The sequence below is a fragment of the Arthrobacter sp. Soil763 genome, assembly GCF_001428365.1.
GTDB lineage: Bacteria > Actinomycetota > Actinomycetes > Actinomycetales > Micrococcaceae > Arthrobacter.
In genome coordinates, this window is the sequence record NZ_LMSH01000001.1 from 666,967 (window position 1) to 684,175 (window position 17,209).

14 protein-coding genes are annotated in these 17,209 nt (G+C 68.0%); 10 read left to right on the forward strand and 4 right to left on the reverse strand.

Features of this window, described 5'->3' with window-relative positions:
- Positions 1–3: 3 nt before the first annotated feature.
- The 4 genes from ASG71_RS03135 to ASG71_RS03150 all read left to right on the forward strand — a co-directional run bounded on the left by ASG71_RS03135 (position 4) and on the right by ASG71_RS03150 (position 5,114).
- Positions 4–1,122: a histidinol-phosphate transaminase gene (locus ASG71_RS03135; protein ID WP_056736964.1), complete on the forward strand. Its 1,119-nt coding sequence runs from the start codon at positions 4–6 to the stop codon at positions 1,120–1,122.
- A 145-nt stretch (positions 1,123–1,267) separates the two neighbouring features.
- A complete protein-coding gene (gene pdhA / locus ASG71_RS03140; RefSeq protein WP_056736966.1) occupies positions 1,268–2,524 on the forward strand; it encodes a pyruvate dehydrogenase (acetyl-transferring) E1 component subunit alpha in 1,257 nt (418 codons plus the stop codon).
- Entirely contained in the window at positions 2,521–3,501 is a 981-nt protein-coding gene (locus tag ASG71_RS03145) for an alpha-ketoacid dehydrogenase subunit beta (RefSeq protein WP_056736969.1), read from the forward strand. The genes pdhA and ASG71_RS03145 overlap by 4 nt, the downstream gene beginning before the upstream one ends.
- 11 nt (positions 3,502–3,512) lie before the next feature.
- The gene (locus ASG71_RS03150; RefSeq protein WP_056736971.1) at positions 3,513–5,114 is read left to right on the forward strand and encodes a dihydrolipoamide acetyltransferase family protein; all 1,602 of its coding nucleotides are present in this window, start codon (positions 3,513–3,515) and stop codon (positions 5,112–5,114) included.
- Positions 5,115–5,404: 290 nt separating this feature from the next.
- Here ASG71_RS03150 and ASG71_RS03155 read toward each other — a convergent pair whose 3' ends face one another.
- Positions 5,405–5,743, reverse strand: coding sequence for a hypothetical protein (locus ASG71_RS03155; RefSeq protein WP_056736973.1), 339 nt, complete (start codon positions 5,741–5,743; stop codon positions 5,405–5,407).
- Positions 5,744–5,968: 225 nt separating this feature from the next.
- On the opposite strand from ASG71_RS03155, the gene ASG71_RS03160 reads away from it, so the two are divergent.
- Entirely contained in the window at positions 5,969–7,573 is a 1,605-nt protein-coding gene (locus ASG71_RS03160) for an AMP-binding protein (protein ID WP_056736975.1), read from the forward strand.
- A gap of 55 nt (positions 7,574–7,628) precedes the next feature.
- Here ASG71_RS03160 and ASG71_RS03165 read toward each other — a convergent pair whose 3' ends face one another.
- The 3 genes from ASG71_RS03165 to ASG71_RS03175 form a co-directional block, all read right to left on the reverse strand.
- The gene (locus ASG71_RS03165) at positions 7,629–8,060 is read right to left on the reverse strand and encodes a universal stress protein (RefSeq protein WP_056736978.1); all 432 of its coding nucleotides are present in this window, start codon (positions 8,058–8,060) and stop codon (positions 7,629–7,631) included.
- 49 nt (positions 8,061–8,109) lie between these two features.
- Positions 8,110–9,402, reverse strand: coding sequence for a PLP-dependent aminotransferase family protein (locus tag ASG71_RS03170; RefSeq protein WP_056736980.1), 1,293 nt, complete (start codon positions 9,400–9,402; stop codon positions 8,110–8,112).
- Positions 9,403–9,530: 128 nt separating this feature from the next.
- Positions 9,531–10,091 carry an NAD(P)H-dependent oxidoreductase gene (locus tag ASG71_RS03175; RefSeq protein WP_056736982.1) on the reverse strand — a complete coding sequence of 187 codons (561 nt, stop codon included), beginning with the start codon at positions 10,089–10,091 and terminating at the stop codon, positions 9,531–9,533.
- A gap of 126 nt (positions 10,092–10,217) precedes the next feature.
- Here ASG71_RS03175 and ASG71_RS03180 point away from each other — a divergent pair, with 126 nt between their 5' ends.
- The 5 genes from ASG71_RS03180 to ASG71_RS03200 all read left to right on the forward strand — a co-directional run bounded on the left by ASG71_RS03180 (position 10,218) and on the right by ASG71_RS03200 (position 17,129).
- A complete protein-coding gene (locus ASG71_RS03180) occupies positions 10,218–10,832 on the forward strand; it encodes a TetR/AcrR family transcriptional regulator (RefSeq protein ID WP_056736984.1) in 615 nt (204 codons plus the stop codon).
- A gap of 360 nt (positions 10,833–11,192) precedes the next feature.
- Positions 11,193–12,179, forward strand: a complete 987-nt coding sequence (locus ASG71_RS03185; protein WP_056736986.1) for an ABC transporter permease — start codon at positions 11,193–11,195, stop codon at positions 12,177–12,179.
- 2 nt (positions 12,180–12,181) lie between these two features.
- On the forward strand, positions 12,182–13,147 hold the full coding sequence (locus tag ASG71_RS03190; RefSeq protein WP_056736987.1) for an ABC transporter permease: 966 nt from the start codon (positions 12,182–12,184) through the stop codon (positions 13,145–13,147).
- On the forward strand, positions 13,144–15,381 hold the full coding sequence (locus ASG71_RS03195) for an ABC transporter ATP-binding protein (protein ID WP_056736989.1): 2,238 nt from the start codon (positions 13,144–13,146) through the stop codon (positions 15,379–15,381). The genes ASG71_RS03190 and ASG71_RS03195 overlap by 4 nt, the downstream gene beginning before the upstream one ends.
- A gap of 53 nt (positions 15,382–15,434) precedes the next feature.
- Positions 15,435–17,129: an ABC transporter family substrate-binding protein gene (locus tag ASG71_RS03200; RefSeq protein WP_056737247.1), complete on the forward strand. Its 1,695-nt coding sequence runs from the start codon at positions 15,435–15,437 to the stop codon at positions 17,127–17,129.
- Positions 17,130–17,209: the final 80 nt, after the last annotated feature.

The window sequence follows — 17,209 nt, forward strand, 5'->3', positions numbered from 1 at the left end:
GCCATGACTTCATCAGACATCCCGGCCGGTGGGATCCGCCCGCGTCCGGTCGTAGATCTCCTTCCGCGCTACGCCGCCGGCAAGCCGCCGGCGCCCGTCGAGGGGCTCACGAGCTACAAGCTCTCCTCCAATGAGAATCCGCTGCCGCCGATTCCTGCAGTGCTGCAGGCAATCGCCGCCCAGACCGACATCAACCGGTACCCGGACCCGCTGAGCAGCAAGCTGCGCGGGGCGCTCGCCGGTTTCCTGGACGTCCCGGCCGAGGACATCGTCACCGGCGGCGGCAGCCTGGGTGCACTCAACCAGCTCCTGGCCACCTTTGCCGGCCAGAACGACGACGGCAAAGCCGACGAAGTGATCTACGCCTGGCGCTCCTTCGAGGCATACCCCATCAGCGTGGGCCTCGCCGGCGCCCAGAGCGTGCAGATCCCGCTGACCGCTGACGGCCGGCACGACCTGGATGCCATGGCCGCCGCGGTGACGGCCCGCACCCGGGTGATCCTGCTGTGCACGCCGAACAATCCCACCGGCCCGATCCTCACCACCGAGGAAACCGACCGATTCCTCAAGACCGTGCCCTCGGACATCGTGGTGGTGATCGACGAGGCCTACCAGGAGTTCGTTCGGGCCGACAACGCCGTCGACGGCATCGAGATGTACCGCAAGTATCCGAACGTGGTCGTGCTCCGGACCTTCTCCAAAGCACACGGCCTCGCCGGCCTCCGCGTGGGTTACAGCGTGTCCCAGCCCGGCCTGACCCAGCACCTGCGCGTCACGGCGACGCCGTTCGCGGTCTCCCAGCTCGCCGAAGCGGCGGCGGTGGCCTCGCTGGAGCACTTCGACCAGGTTGTAGAAAGGGTACAAAGCCTGGTCGACGAACGGGACCGCGTGACTTCCGGGCTGCGCGAGCTGGGCTGGGCCGTCCCGGACGCCCAGGGCAACTTTGTCTGGCTCAACCTCGGTGCGGACAGTGCCGAATTTGCCGCGCTGGCGGGGGAGCGGGCGCTGTCCGTCCGTGCCTTCGGCGACGAGGGAGTGCGGGTCAGCATCGGCGAACCCGAGGCCAACACGCGCTTCCTCGAGTTGTGTGCGATGTATACAAAACCGCCCCGGCGTTCCTAGCGCTTAACACGACGCCCGCCCGGCGGAGGCTGCGGCTAAAGTAAGGACGAGTAAGCCAAAGATATGCCCGCACCGGAATGTATTCCTGGATCGGCATATATCCCAGCGATGGCGGCGCATTCGGATGCGCAGGCAAGGAGACGGTATGGGCGCCACACATCTGCCCGCTACCGAGTTCGACGGAACCGGCGTGGACGACCAGCTTGAGGCGCAGGCCGAGGCCGTGCTCGGGGATCCCGACGTGCCCATGGTGCAGCTGCTGCGCCCCGACGGCACCTTGGGCACGGACCCGGTGTTCTCCGCCTACGCGGAGCGCCTCGATGCCGGCAAGCTGCGAGGCTTTTACGCCGACATGGCCAAGATCCGCCGGTTCGACGTCGAGGCCACGGCGCTGCAGCGCCAGGGCCAGCTGGCCCTGTGGGTTCCGCTCACCGGCCAGGAGGCGGCCCAGATCGGATCCGGCCGGGCCAGCCAGCCGCAGGACTACATCTTCCCCACCTACCGGGAACACGGCGTCGCGCTGACCCGCGACGTGGACCTGGCCGAGTTGCTGCGCCAGTTCCGCGGCGTGTCCAACGGCGGCTGGAACCCCAAGGACACGAACTTCCACCTCTACACCCTCGTCCTGGCCGCCCAGACGCCGCACGCCGTCGGCTACGCCATGGGCATCCAGCGCGACCAGAAGCGCGCCGCAGCGGACGGAACGGACGCCGCCCGGAAGCCCAAGGCCGCCGTGATGGTGTACTTCGGCGACGGTGCCAGCTCCGAGGGCGATGTCCACGAGTCGATGGTCTTTGCCTCCTCGTTCAACGCCCCCGTGGTGTTCTTCTGCCAGAACAACCACTGGGCAATCTCCGTACCCACCGCGGTCCAGACCCGCATCCCGCTGTCCAACCGGGCCAAGGGCTACGGCTTCCCGGGCATCCGGGTCGACGGCAATGACGTCATTGCGGTGCACGCCGTCACGGAATGGGCCCTTGAGCGGGCCCGGGAGGGCAAGAGCCCGGTCCTGATCGAGGCCTTCACCTACCGCGTGGGGGCCCACACCACCGCGGACGATCCCACGAAATACCGCGGCTCGGACGAGGAAGCACAGTGGCGGGCGAAGGATCCCCTGGAGCGGCTGGAGAAATATCTCCGCGCCCAGGGACTCGCCGACGACGCTTTCTTCGACCAGGTCAAGGCCGACGGCGACGACCTCGCAGCGTATGTGCGCCGGACCATCCACGACCTCGGGTCCCCGGACATCCGGACAGCCTTCGCCAACACCTACGCCGAGGCGCACCCGCTGGTGGCCGAGGAGCTGGCCTGGTTCGAGGAGTACAGCGCGGGCTTCGAGCCGGACGCCGGCCAGGAGGCCGGCGCGGGACAGCACGAGACAGACGGAGCAACGCGCCGATGACCACCATGACCATTGCCAAGGCCATCAACGAGGGCCTGCGCGCGACGCTCACCAACGATTCCCGCACCCTGTTGATGGGTGAGGACATCGGCCCGCTGGGCGGCGTCTACCGCGTCACCGACGGACTGATCGGCGAATTCGGCGCGGACCGCGTGGTGGATACCCCGCTGGCCGAGTCCGGGATCATCGGCACCGCGATCGGCCTGGCGCTCAGCGGCTACCGGCCGGTCTGCGAGATCCAGTTCGACGGATTCGTCTTTCCGGGCTTCAACCAGATCACCACGCAGCTGGCCAAGATGCATTCGCGCAGCAACGGCAACCTCACCGTCCCGGTCGTCATCCGCATCCCGTACGGCGGCGGCATCGGTTCGATCGAACACCACTCAGAGTCGCCCGAGGCGCTGTTCGCCCACACCGCCGGGCTCCGGATCATCACGCCGTCGAACCCGCACGACGCCTACTGGATGATCCAGCAGGCCGTCGAGTGCCTGGACCCGGTGATCGTCTTCGAACCAAAGCGCCGCTACTGGCTCAAAGGCGACGTGGACACCGCATCGCCGGGTGCCTCCGCGGACCCGTTCAAGGCCCACGTCCTGCGTGCCGGAACGGACGCCACCGTCGTCGCCTACGGCCCGCTGGTTCCGGTCGCCCTGGCCGCTGCTGCCGCGGCGGCGGAGGACGGCCACAGCATCGAGGTGATCGACCTGCGCTCGATTTCGCCGATCGACTTCGATACCGTGACCGCTTCGGTGCAGAAGACCGGCCGGCTCATCGTGGCGCACGAGGCGCCGACCTTCGGCGGCATCGGCGGAGAGATCGCGGCGCGGGTCAGCGAGCGTGCCTTCCACTCGCTCGAGTCCCCGGTCATCCGCGTCGGCGGCTTCCACATGCCCTATCCGGTGGCCAAGGTGGAGGAAGACTACCTGCCGGACATCGACCGCATTCTTGAGGCGCTGGAACGCGCCCTCGCATACTGACGGGGAGCCCCATGACCGTGAACAAGTTCAACCTTCCCGACGTGGGCGAAGGCCTTACCGAGGCTGAAATCGTCTCCTGGAAGGTCAAGGCCGGCGATACCGTGGCGGTCAACGACGTGCTCTGCGAAATCGAGACGGCCAAATCCCTTGTCGAGCTCCCCTCGCCCTATGCCGGAACCGTCACCGAACTGCTGGTGCCCGAGGGCGTGACGGTCGACGTCGGGACCCCGATCATCAGCGTCTCCGACGCGGGCCCCGGGGCCCCGGCGCCTGCCGCCGCGACCCCGGCAGCCGCTGCCGCGACCCCGGCGGCCGCCGCTGCGCCGGAGGCAACGGAACTGGAGGCGCCGGAACCGGCGCCCATGTACGGCACGCTTGAGCCCGGCACTGCCGAGCCCGTTGACGCGGGCGGACCCCCGGCCGGCGGCCCGCTGGTCGGGTCCGGTCCTAAGGCCGACGCCGTCAAGCGCCGGCGCCGGATCTCCGCCCCCGCTTCCCCGGCGTTGCCAGCCGCCGTTTCCCCCGCGGTCAGCGCCGCACCGGCCGCGGCGGCCAGCGTCGCGCCGTCGGCCGAACCGGTCGAAAGCCACGACATCTGGATCGATCCGGACGCGGTCGTCCGGGCGGAGAGGCCTGCGCCGGCACCGGCCGGGACGGCCGAGGGGACCATTGACCAACGCCCCACCCTTGGCGGCGCCATCAGCGGACTCGTCAACCGGGTGCTGGCCAAGCCGCCGGTCCGCAAGATCGCCCGCGACCTCGGGATCGACCTGGCCGACGTCGTCCCCACCGGCGCCCGCGGCGAGGTCACCCGCGAGGACCTGGTGAGCTACCAGGCCCAGCGTGACGCCGAGGTGGACCGGGCGGACTCGTTCTGGGGCAAGACCGGCCGCCCCCAGGCGCAGCGGATTGAGCGCATTCCGGTTAAGGGGGTCCGCAAGGCCACCGCCCGCGCCATGGTGGAGTCCGCGTTCGCGGCCCCTCATGTGAGCATCTTCGTGGACGTGGACGCCAGCCGGACCATGGAATTCGTCAAGCGGCTCAAGGCCTCCCGCGATTTCGAGGGCATCAAGGTTTCGCCGCTGCTGATCCTGGCCAAGGCAGTGATCTGGGCCGCGGCGCGCAACCCCAGCGTCAACGCCAGCTGGGTGGACGCCGAAGACGGCAGCGACTCCGCTGAGATCCACGTCAAGCACTTCATGAACCTGGGCATTGCCGCTGCCACGCCCCGGGGCCTCATGGTGCCGAACATCAAGAACGCCCAGGACCTTTCGCTCAAGGAGCTCGCCCTCGCGCTCAACGAGCTCGCCACCACCGCCCGGGCCGGCAAGACCCAGCCCGCGCAGATGCAGGGCGGCACCCTGACCGTCACCAACATCGGCGCCCTCGGCATCGATACCGGCACGCCCATCATCAACCCGGGCGAGGTCGCGATCGTTGCCTTCGGGACGATCAAGCAGAAGCCCTGGGTCCTCGACGGCGAAGTGATCCCGCGCTGGATCACCACCCTGGGCGGTTCCTTCGACCACCGCGTGGTGGACGGGGACCTGTCCGCCCGCTTCATGGCCGACGTCGCCTCGATCCTGGAAGAGCCCGCCCTGCTGCTGGATTAGCCGGGGCGGGGTCCGTGGCCAGGTCCGCTGCGCCGGACCGGGGCCGTTCCTGCCCAGTCTTGCCTTGTCCGGAGGGTCCCGCCATGCCCGGACACTGCAGCCCGAACGCTCCCGCCCAGTTAGTTCTGCTCCGGCCGACCCGCACCCGCGCCGTTTCAAGGGTTTCCGGGCGTGTACCGTCCGCGGACGGGCAGTAACTGGGCGGGAACGTCCGTGCGGAGCCGGGCGGCGCGGGATTGGTCGGCGCGGAGCCGGGCCGGTCCGCCCAGTGCAGGCGGAGCCGGGCCGGACTAGCTGCCGGCGTAGGCCGCGAGCAGCTCGGTGGCGCCGGGGCCGCCGGCCCACCCGGCGGCGGCAACGGCAGCGGCGAAGGCCAGCCCGGCGAAGCCAAAGCTCGCCGCGGTGACCGTGCTCAGGAACTTCCAGTCCTCGCGCAGGATGCTGCGCACCGTGTCGGGCATCCGCAGCGAGGGGGAAATCAGGTTGGGGGCGCTGTCCACCGAACCGTCGTCGAGGTACGCGACCACGCGGCCGCCGGCGCGGTCGACCCGCATCGTGCTGATGTGGTTGCCGTGGCGGGCAAGCAGGATGTCGTGGCCCACGAGCTGGCGGCGCTGAGGAACGGGCATCGGTGTCTCCCGGAAAGTGGTGCGGATAGGGCTGTCCGCACCATCGGGGGCAACTACAATTTTATCGTCCGTCCCCGGACGCACGCCCCGAAAACCGGGTGAGACTGCGCACCAGCCGGCGTGACCGCGGTCAAACCCGGCGGCTCCTGTCGGTACGCGGACCGCGGCACTAGAGTTGCACCAGCCGCCGCCCCGACGACGGACGCCGATCAAAGGAGATTTCGCGTGTTCTCGAGCCCGTTCCCCGCAGTCGATATACCCGATGTCAGCATCTACGAGTACCTCTTCGGCGGCCTGCGGGAGGACGACCTGGACCGGACCGCCGTCGTCGACGGCACCAGCGGAGCCGAGACCACCTACCGCGAACTCCGCACCGGGATCAACGCCCTCGCCGGAGCGGTCGCCGCCGAAGGCCTGGGCGTGGGCGGCGTCGCGGCCATCCTGTGCCCGAACACTCCCGCCTTCACCGTCGTCTTCCACGGCCTGCTGCGGGCAGGCGCCACCGTCACACCGGTCAATTCGCTCTACACGGCCGACGAGATCGAAAAGCAGCTCACCGACGCCGGCGCCGGCTGGCTGTTCACGGTGTCCGTCCTGCTGCCCGCCGCCCTTGAAGCGGCAGGCCGGGTCGGGATCCCCGCGGACCGGCTGGTGGTGCTCGACGGAGCCGAGGGCCACCCCTCGCTGGCGGACCTGCTCGGCGCCGGCGCGCCCGCCCCGGAGGTCAGCTTCGACCCGGCCACCCACGTCGCGGTGCTGCCCTACTCCTCCGGGACCACCGGGCGGCCCAAGGGGGTGATGCTCAGCCACCGGAACCTCGTCGCCAACGTGGAGCAGTCGCGCGGCCTGCTCAAGGTACGGCCCGAGGACCGGCTGCTGGCGCTGCTGCCCTTCTTCCACATCTACGGCCTGACCGTGCTGCTGAACCTGGCGCTCCGCGAACGCGCCTGCCTGGTCACGATGCCCAGGTTCGACCTCGCCGAGTTCCTGCGCATCGTGCAGGACCATATGTGCAGCTACCTCTTCATCGCGCCGCCCGTGGCGGTGGCCCTCGCCAAGCACCCCCTGGTGGCGGAGTACGACCTTAGCTCCGTGCACACGACGCTCTCCGGCGCGGCCCCGCTGGACGGTGAACTGGGTACGCGGCTAGCCGAACGCCTGGGCTGCCGGGTGCTGCAGGGCTACGGGATGACCGAGATGAGCCCGGTCTCGCACCTGATTCCGGTGGAGGCTACGGACGTGCCGGTCAGTTCTGTCGGCTATACCGTGCCCAACATGGAATGCCGGCTCGTGGACCCGGCAACCGGGGAAGAGATTGAGGTCCCCGCCGAGGGAACCAGCGCCGCGGGCCACCTCTTGTGCCGCGGTCCCAACGTGATGCTGGGATACCTCAACCGGCCCGATGACACCGCGGACACGCTGGACGCCGACGGCTTCCTGCACACCGGCGACATCGCCACGGTGCGGGCGGACGGCGTGGTCTCGATCGTGGACCGGCTCAAGGAGCTGATCAAGTACAAGGGGTACCAGATCGCACCGGCCGAACTGGAAGCCCTGCTGCTCACCCACCCCGGCATCGCCGACGCGGCGGTGATCGGCACCTCCGACGCCGACGGCCAGGAGGTGCCGACGGCTTTCGTGGTGCGCCAGCCGGGACCCGCGGGGGAGGAGCTGAACGAGGCAGCGGTCGAGGAGTTCGTGGCCTCGAAGGTGGCACCCTTCAAGAAGATCCGCCGCGTCGAGTTCATCGACGCCGTGCCGAAATCCGCCTCCGGCAAGATCCTGCGCCGGATGCTCAAGGTGGCCCAGCCGGCGCAGCCGGGGGCCTAGACCGCGGTCCAGCCCGGCCGCCCGCCCAGCCGGCCCAGCCGGCCCAGCCGTGGGCCTAGGCCGGGCTGTCGGTCTTGGCGATGTAGACGTCGCAGGGGGCGTTGTGGGCGACGCTGTTCGCAACGCTCCCAAGCACCCGGCCGAGGCCCCGCATGCGGCGGTTGCCGACGACGATCAGCTGCGCGCCGGAGCGCTCCGCCTCCTCGATCAGCGCCTCGGCGGGCTTGCCCCGGGCGGCGGCGTAGGTGACGTTCAGCTCGGCCGTGCGCAGGCTTTCGGCGACGCCCTTGGCGACTTTCTCGGCGTCGCCGGCGTCGGAGACGATCCACCGGTCACTGCCGCTGCCGTAGACCTCGGTCCGGTCGCTGTCGAAAGCGCTGACCACGTGCAGGGTGGCGCCGAGCGACGCCGCGAGGTCCCGGGCCGTGTGGGCCGCCTTCAGGGCAGTCTCACTGCCGTCGACGCCGACAACGATGATTCCGGTCATGGGGTGCTCCTCTGGTCAGGTCCGGTGCGGACCGCGGCAATGCTTCAGGCTACAACGCCGCGATGGCTTCCCGCAGTACCGGCGCCAGGCGGCGGATGCCCTCCTCGATCGCCTCCGGCGGCATGGCGCTGTAGGCCAGCCGCAGCTTGTTGGAGGGCTCGTCGGAGTGCGTGAACGCGGCTCCCGGAATGAAGACGACACCCGCGTCGATGGCTTTCTGCAACAACGGATACGTGTCCACCCCCTCGGGAAGGGTGACCCAGACAAAGAAGCCACCCTCGGGACGGGTCCAGCTCAGCCCCTCCGGCATGTACTGCTCGAGCGCCGCGAGCATGGCCTCGCAGCGTTCCCGGTACAGCTCCCGGTAGGTCGCGATCTGGCCGAGCCAGTCATAGTCGCGCAGGTAGGCCGAGACCAGCATCTGGCCCAGCGCCGGCGGGCACAGGGTGACGGCCTCGGAGGCCAGGTAGTACCGCCGCTGCAGGTGGGCCGGGACCAGGGCCCAGCCGATCCGCAGCCCGGGGGCAAAAATCTTGGAGAACGAGCCCATGTAGATGACGTCGTCCGGGTTTTCCGCCCGCAGCGGGGTCAGCGGATGCCCGTCGAAGCGCAGCAGGCCGTAGGGGTTATCCTCCAGCACCAAGATATTCGCCTTCCGGCATATATCGACCACCTGCTGGCGGCGCTCCGGGGCGAGGGTGATGCCCGACGGGTTGTTGAAGCTGGGAATGGTGTAGAGGAACTTGATGGTCTTGCCCGCCGTCCGGAGGGCGGCGATCTTGGCCTCCAGGAGGTCCGGGATGATGCCGTGGTCATCCATCGCCACGGCGCCGACCTCGACCTGGTAGGCCTCAAAGGTGTTGAGTGCCCCGACGTAGGTGGGGTCTTCGACCAGTACGACGTCGCCAGGGTCGCAGAAGACCTTGGTGGCCACGTCCTGGGCGGACTGCGAGCCCGCGGTGATGACGACGTTCTCCGGCTTGGCGTCCAGGATGCCCTCGGCTGCCATGACTTCGCAGATCTGGGTGCGCAGCTCCTCGGTGCCCTGGCCGCCGCCGTACTGGAGGGCGGTCAGACCCTGTTCGGCGATGATCTTCGCGGCCGACGCGGCCAGGCGCTCCAGCGGGAGGGACTGCAGGTAGGGGCTGCCTCCGGCGAGAGAAACCAGGCCGGGACGGAGGGAGATGTCGAAGACATCCCGCACGGCGGACTGCTTGATATTTGCTGCGCGCTCCGAGAAAAGCCTCTCGTGGCGGTGGGCGGACGTAGCCGCACGTTCGATCGCGTCAATTGCCTCTGCCGGAAGAACCTCTGCGGCGGCATCAAGTGTTTCGTGGGTCACAGTCCAAGGGTACAGGCCCAGTTGCCAGGGGGAAAACTTTTGTTCACAAAAGTTTCGTTCACAAGGGCGAAGACGCGAGTGCCCCGGCAGCGGAGCGCTGCCGGGGCACATGCGGGGGAGTCCGGCGGTTAGGCCGCCTGGGTCCGGGCTTCCGCCAGGGCCTCGAAGACGCCCTTGATCTGCTCCACGACCTCGGCGTCGTCCTTGGGGTGCACCTCGGCGAAGCGGACCATGGAACCGGGAACGGCGAGCTTGGCGTCCTCCAGCACCCGGGCGCCCGCGATGCCGGCAGCCTTGCGGGCCTCATCCTGGGCCCAGACGCCGCCGTACTGGCCGAAGGCGGTACCGACGACAGCGGTCGGCTTGTCCTTGAGGGCGCCGGCGCCGAAGGGGCGGGACAGCCAGTCGATGGCGTTCTTCAGCGGTGCGGGAACGGTGCCGTTGTACTCGGGGGTGACCAGCAGCAGGGCGTCGGCGCTGCTTGCGGCGGCACGGAGCGCGGCGGCGGCGGCCGGCACCTGGCCTTCGACGTCGATGTCCTCGTTGTAGAACGGGATGTTGCCGAGGCTCTCATGGATCACGACGTCCACCTGCTCGGGCGCGTTGAGCTGGATGGCTTCGGCCAGCTGCTGGTTGGTCGAACCGGCCCGCAGGCTGCCGACGAGGGTGAGAACGGTGTTGGTGGTCATGGAATCTCCTAGCTGCACGCCGCACGAAAACCGGCGGCTGGACGTTCTGGCAGGCTTACTCAGCCCTACACCGAATGTAAACGGACTGCGGTCCGTTTCTTATTCCCGCTCGCTACAATGACCCGTGTGAGCCTTATCCCAGTCCGACCCGGCGGTCCCGGCGAGCCGGCGGCCGAGTCCGAGCGCAGGGACGCCGCCAGGAACCGGGCGCTGCTGCTGCGCGCCGCCCGCGAGCTGGTCGAGGAAGCCGGCGCCGACGGGCTCACCATGGCCAGCCTCGCGGCGCGTGCCGGGGTGGGAAAGGGCACCGTCTTCCGCCGCTTCGGCAGCCGGGGGGGGCTGATGCTTGCGCTGCTCAGCGATGCCGAGGCCGGATTCCAGGGCCGGTTCATGTTCGGCCCGCCGCCGCTCGGGCCGGGAGCCCCGCCGCTGGCGAGGCTCATCGCCTTCGGTGCGGAGCGGATCAACTGGGTGCTCGAATACGGCGAGCTGGCCCGCGCGGCCGATGCGTCCGCCCACAACCGCTTCGACGTGCCGGCCGCCGTACTCTGGCACCGCCACCTGGAGATGCTGCTCAGGGAAGCCGGGGTGACAGCGGATCCGTGGCTTATGGCCGGAGCCCTGAGCGTGACGCTGGAGCCCGAGCGGATCCTGCACTCCGTACGGGTCCACGGGGTCTCCCCGGAGCGCCTCGCCGAGTCCTGGCGCGAGCTTGTCACCCGGGTCGTGCGGGGCGGCTAAAAATAGCCGACTCGGCGCCCGCTGCCAAGTCAAATCAATTCACCAGAGTTATTCATAACGATCTGGTAGTAGACGACTCATTTCGTCCCGTTTGGTGCGTCTTTCCGAAATACCTATGTGGTAGTTTCCTCTGGAATGTGACCCGCAACATAGTCCATCAGGGCTCGCCGAGAGGCATGCGGGCGGCCAGGCACCCGCTGGCCATGATCCCCGATCGGCAGCGGAAAACCCCCTGCCCGCGGGGGGACAACGGAAGGATCCATGCTGTGAATGTTGTACCGACCTTGGCGCGCGGCCAGGCAGGCCCGGCCCGACCGGCGGCGCACGGCGCCGTGTCCGACACGGCGATCCTGAACTAGCATGCTCCGTTATCTGGCCAAGCGTGCCGTCACCTATGCGTTCATGATCTTCCTGACCACCAGCGCCGGGTACTTCCTGGCGGTGACCAGCCTCCAGCCCGCGCTGCTGGAGCAGGAGAAGATTCCGCGGCCCACGCCCGAACAGATCGCCAACTCCTTCCGGCTCAAGGGCCTGGACCCCGCGCTGAGTCCGTGGGAACGCTATGTGGAATGGCTCACCGGGATCGTCACCCGGTGGGACTGGGGCCGCAGCCCCAACGGTGCCTTCATCAACGCCGAGTTCGGCGACCGGGTGTGGATCTCCACCCGCCTGTTCCTGGCCTCGATCATCCTGACCCTGATCATCGGCGTCGCGCTCGGCGTCTACACCGCGGCACGGCAGTACAAATTCTCCGACCGCGCGATCACCTCGTACAGCTACCTCGTCTACATCGTGCCGGCGCCGATCGCGTATTTCCTGGTCCAGCTCGGTGCCATCAACATCAACGAGACGGTGGGCGAACGCATCTTCTTCGTCACCGGCATCTCCACGCCGGGGCTCGACGGCGGCGGCTGGGCCCAGTTCGTCGACATGCTCGCCCACTACGCCGTCCCCACCTTCGCGATCACGATCGTCGGCTGGGGCGCCTACCAGATCGCGCAACGGCAATACCTGCTGGACAACGTCAACGCCGACTTCGTCCGCACCGCCCGCGCCAAGGGCCTGACCCGCAACCAGGCCATCACCCGCCACGCCCTGCGCGTGTCGTTCATCCCGGTGGCGCAGAGCATCGCGTTCACCATCCCGGCCATCTTCGCCGGCGGCTTCTTCGCGGAGAAGATCTTCGCCTGGCACGGTGTCGGGTCGTGGAGTATCGACGCGATCGCCCTGCAGGACGTCAACGCCGCCACGGCAACGCTCGCCTACGGCTCCGTGATCTTCGCGATCGGGGCCATCCTCGCCGACTTCGCCACCACCCTTGTCGACCCGAGAGTGCGGGTGCAGTAGCCATGACCAACCTGAACGCCATCGATCCGGCCGCCGTCGCCGAAGAAGCCAAGATCGAGAACAACGACGTCGTCATCGCCAAATCGACGATCATCCTGCGGCGCTTCCTGCGCAACAAGACCGCGGTGACCGGCTTGGTGATCTTCCTGCTGCTGACCGTGCTGTCCCTGGTCGGCGGAGCCTTCTCCAGCTGGGACAAGGAGACGATCGACCCGTTCAACATCGGCGTCGGCCCCTCCTCCGAACACCTGCTGGGCACCTCGCAGGCCGGCATCGACCTGTATGCCCTGACCGTGGAGGGCACCCGTGTCTCGATCCTGATCGGCGTGGTCGTCGGCCTGGTGTCCGTCCTGATCGCCGCGGTCTACGGCTGCACCATGGCCTACTTCGGCGGCAAGGTCGACAAGGTCATGCTGTTCATCCTCGAAGCCCTGATCATGATGCCGGCCCTGCTGGTCGTTGCCGTGGCCACCAGCGGCGGCGGCAACGGGCTCAAGCAGAACCTGCCCAGCTGGCTGCTGCTGATCATCGTCCTGCTGATCTTCAACTGGATGGGAACGGCCCGCCTTATCCGCTCGCTCTCGATGTCGCTGATGCAGCGGGACTTCGTGAAATCCGCCCAGTACATGGGTGTCCCCGCCCGGCGCATCGTCTGGCGCCACCTGGTGCCGAACATCGGCTCCCTGCTGGTGCTCGACATCACCCGCGGCGTGACCGGCGCCATCCTCGCCGAGGTCGCGTTCTCCTTCATCGGCATCGGCATCAAGGTCCCGGACGTGAGCCTGGGCGTGCTGATCGGCCAGGCCACCTCCCAGGTGTCCACCTTCCCGTGGATGTTCTGGGTGCCGCTGACCGTGATGTTCCTGCTGACCGGGTCGCTGGCCATGATGAACGACGGGCTCCGGGACGCGTTCGACCCCAGCTCCAGCTCGATCGGCAGCGCCAAGAAAAAGAAGAAGACCACATGAGCAGCGAAACCACCGCCACCGACCTGAGCACCGCCGAGCGGCTGCACGTCGCCGGACTTCACACCGCCTACGCGGACGCCCCGGCCGGTGCCGTGCTGTCCGTCCGGGACCTGAACGTCCGCTTCAACACCGAAAACGGCGTGGTGCACGCGGTCCGCGGCGTCGACTTCGACCTGATGCCGGGCAAGACCCTCGGCATCGTCGGCGAATCCGGCTCCGGCAAGTCCGTGACCTCAATGGCCATCATGGGCCTGCTGCCGGACACCGCGGAGGTGACCGGCTCGGTCCGGCTCAAGGACACCGAACTGCTCGGGCTCAGCGACAAGGCGATGTGCCGCTTCCGCGGCAACGACATGGCCATGGTCTTCCAGGACCCGCTGTCCTCACTGACCCCGGTCTACACCGTGGGCACCCAGATCATCGAAGCCCTCACGGTGCACAACCCGACCATGAGCAAGCAGGCCAAGGAAGCGCGCGCCGTCGAACTCCTGGCCATGGTGGGAATCCCCAGCCCCAAGGACCGGCTCAAGGCCTTCCCGCACGAGTTCTCCGGCGGCATGCGCCAGCGCGTGATGATCGCGATCGCGATCGCCAACAACCCCCGGGTGCTGATCGCCGATGAGCCGACGACGGCGCTCGACGTCACCATCCAGGCGCAGGTCCTCGAGGTGCTGCACACCGCGCAGGAGGAAACCGGGGCCGCCGTCGTCATGATCACGCACGACCTGGGCGTCGTGGCCGGCATGGCCGACGACATCATGGTCATGTACGCAGGCCGGCCGGTGGAAACCGGCAGCGTCGAGGACATCTACTACAACGCCCGGATGCCCTACACGATGGGCCTGCTGGGCGCCGTGCCGCGCGTGGACGTGGCCGAGAAGACCTCGCTCGTGCCGATCGAGGGCATGCCGCCGAACCTGATCCACCCGCCCACCGGCTGCTCCTTCGCCCCGCGCTGCCCGCTGGCCAGCGAGGCCTGCCTGCACGGCGAACCGGACCTCCGGGCGGTCGCCGGCACCGGCGGGGGAACCCTGGAACACCGCGCCGCCTGCATCAAGAGCGAATCCCTCGGCGGCGCCGTGGACGTCCACGAAATCTTCCGGGCCCCGGAGCTGCCGGTATCCCGCTTCGACGCCGTCCCCCGTGCCGAACGCACCACGGTGCTGGAACTCACCGACGTCAGGAAGCACTTCCCGCTGATGAAGGGCGCGCTGATCAAGCGCAGGATCGGCACGGTCAAGGCCGTGGACGGGCTCAGCTTCGACATCCGGGAAGGCGAGTGCTTCTCGATCGTGGGTGAGTCCGGCTGCGGCAAGACCACCACGCTGCTGGAGATCATGGAGTTCCACCGCGACCAGGACGGCGAGGTGAAGATCGGCGGCCTGAGCAACAAGGCCGCCTCCGACGCCAAGACCAAGGCCGCCATGCGCCGCGAACTGCAGATGGTCTTCCAGGACCCCACCGGCGCCCTGGACCCCCGCTTCACCGTCTACGAGGTGCTGGCGGAACCGCTGGAGAACGCCGGCATGGACAAGCCGGCGATCCGGAAGCGGATCATGGAGCTGATGGAACTCGTGGGCCTCCAGCCGGACCACGTCAACCGCTTCCCCAACCAGTTCTCTGGCGGCCAGCGCCAGCGCATCGGCATCGCCCGGGCCCTGGCGGTCAACCCCAAGCTGGTGGTCCTGGATGAGCCGGTGTCCGCCCTCGACGTCTCGGTCCAGGCCGGGGTCATCAACCTGCTCGACAAGCTCCGCGCCGAGCTCGGACTCAGCTACCTCATGGTGGCCCATGACCTCTCCGTTGTGCGGCACATCTCCAACCGGGTGGCCGTCATGTACCTGGGCAAGATCGTCGAGATCGGCGACGTCGACGAGGTCTTCGACAACCCCCGCCACCCCTACACCCGGGCGCTGCTCTCCGCGATTCCGGTGCCGGATCCACAGCTGGAACGCACCCGCGAACGCATCATCCTCGAAGGCGACCTGCCCTCTCCGCTGGACGCCCCGAAGGGCTGCAACTTCGCGACCCGCTGCCCGGTCTTCGCCGCCCTGCCCGCCGCCAAGCAGGAAAAATGCCTGAGCCTGGAGCCGCCGCTGGAAAGCGCCGCGGCACCGGGGGCAACCGCGGCACCAGCCAGCCCGACGTCGGGCCCCACTGACCAGCAATTCGCCTGCTTCTATCCGGACGGCGAACTGGACGCGGACATGTTGGTTGTCCACGAGTCCCTCTGAGCCACCACACCGCACCTGAACGACAACTCGCACCAAAAATGAAGGGGAACATCATGAAGAATCTGACCAGGATCGGCGGGGTGGCCGCCGTCGCGGCAGCCCTCGCGCTGACCGGCTGCGGCGGAGGCGGGGCCACCACCACCGCCGAGAGCGCCAAGGCCCAGGACGCCTCCGGCGACCTCAGCAAGCTCGTCAGCGTCAACGCCAAGAAGGCCGACGAACTCAAGCAGGGCGGCACCGTGACCCTGCCGGTCGGCAACATCGGTCCGGACTTCAACGGCTACTCCAACGCGGGCAACTCGGCGGACAACACCGAACTGCACTACCCGATCGACGAGGCCGGCTACGTTGGCTGCTGGAAGCTCGACTTCGACGGCACCACCAGCCTGAACAAGAACTTCTGCGAGGACTTCAAGAGCGAAGTCAAGGATGGCAAGCAGACCATCACCATCAAGATCAACCCGAAGGCCGTGTACAACGATGGCACCCCCATCAACGCCGAAACCTTCGTGAACACCTGGAAGATGCTCAACGGCAAGAACAAGGACATCGACATCGTCTCGTCCGGCGCGTACGAGTTCATCGACTCCGTCAAGGCCGGCAGCAGCGACAAGGAAGTCGTTGCCACCACCACCCAGCCGGTCTACCCGCTGAGCGACATCTTCGGCGGCTTCATTCCGCAGTCCGTCAACACCCCGGAGATCTTCAACACCGGGTTCTCCGGCGAACTGCACCCGGAGTGGATGGCCGGCCCGTTCAAGGTGGAGAAGTTCGACTCCGCCGCGAAGACCGTAACCATGGTCCCGAACGACAAGTGGTGGGGCGAAAAGCCGGTCCTGGAAAAGGTCGTCTTCCGCCAGCTCGAGGCCAGCGCCGAGATCGCCGCGTTCAAGAACGGCGAAATCGACATGGCTGACGGCCGTACGCTCACCAAGTACAAGCAGCTCGAAGGCACCAAGAACTCCGAGGTCCGCCGCGGCCAGCGCCTGTTCGCCGGCGGCCTGAACCTCAACGCCCAGAAGGCGCCGCTGACCGACGTCGCGGTCCGCAAGGCGATCTTCACCGCCGTTGACCGCCCGGCCGTGCGCGCCGTGCGCTTCGGCGGCCTGAACTGGGAAGAGGAGAGCTCGGGATCGATGATGCTGATGCCGTTCTCCAAGTACTACCAGGACAACTACCCCGTCACCGAGGCCGGCGCCGAGCAGGCCAAGAAGGTCCTGACCGAGGCCGGTTACGCCCCGAACGCCAAGGGCACCATGGAGAAGGACGGCAAGCCGGTCTCCTTCAAGATCACCAACTTCGGTGACGACCCGACCTCGCTCGCCACGGTCCAGACCCTGCAGAAGCAGCTCCAGGCCGCCGGCATGGAGGTCGGCATCGACCAGCGCGGCGACGCCGACTTCGGCAAGGTCCTGGGCAGCCGGGACTTCCAGCTGACCATCAGCGGCTACACCGTCGGTTCGGACGCCACCTCCGGCGTGAAGCAGTTCTACGATTCCAAGACCAACGAAAACGGCCTCGGCGACGCGGAACTGGACAAGGCCATCAAGGACCTCGCCTCCATCCAGGACGACGCCGAGCGCAACAAGGCGGCCATGGAGGTCGAGAAGAAGCACATGGCGAAGTACTACTCCATGGGCGTCATCATGAACGGCCCGCAGATCTACTTCGCCCGCACCGGCCTCGCCAACTACGGCGCGTCCCTGTTCCAGACCCCGGACTGGAGCCTGGTGGGCTGGCAGAAGTAACGCTCCCTCACGTATAGCGGCCTTTCAGGCGGCGCTCCCTCACATCGTGGGGGAGCGTCGCCTGAATTGTTTCCGGATCT

Coding starts and splice junctions, on each gene's coding strand:
- ASG71_RS03135 (WP_056736964.1), top strand. CDS start 4: ATGACTTCATCAGACATCCCGGCCGGTGGGATCCGCCCGCGTCCGGTC.
- pdhA (WP_056736966.1), top strand. CDS start 1,268: ATGGGCGCCACACATCTGCCCGCTACCGAGTTCGACGGAACCGGCGTG.
- ASG71_RS03145 (WP_056736969.1), top strand. CDS start 2,521: ATGACCACCATGACCATTGCCAAGGCCATCAACGAGGGCCTGCGCGCG.
- ASG71_RS03150 (WP_056736971.1), top strand. CDS start 3,513: ATGACCGTGAACAAGTTCAACCTTCCCGACGTGGGCGAAGGCCTTACC.
- ASG71_RS03155 (WP_056736973.1), bottom strand. CDS start 5,743: ATGCCCGTTCCTCAGCGCCGCCAGCTCGTGGGCCACGACATCCTGCTT.
- ASG71_RS03165 (WP_056736978.1), bottom strand. CDS start 8,060: ATGACCGGAATCATCGTTGTCGGCGTCGACGGCAGTGAGACTGCCCTG.
- ASG71_RS03175 (WP_056736982.1), bottom strand. CDS start 10,091: ATGACCACCAACACCGTTCTCACCCTCGTCGGCAGCCTGCGGGCCGGT.
- ASG71_RS03185 (WP_056736986.1), top strand. CDS start 11,193: ATGCTCCGTTATCTGGCCAAGCGTGCCGTCACCTATGCGTTCATGATC.
- ASG71_RS03190 (WP_056736987.1), top strand. CDS start 12,182: ATGACCAACCTGAACGCCATCGATCCGGCCGCCGTCGCCGAAGAAGCC.
- ASG71_RS03195 (WP_056736989.1), top strand. CDS start 13,144: ATGAGCAGCGAAACCACCGCCACCGACCTGAGCACCGCCGAGCGGCTG.
- ASG71_RS03200 (WP_056737247.1), top strand. CDS start 15,435: ATGAAGAATCTGACCAGGATCGGCGGGGTGGCCGCCGTCGCGGCAGCC.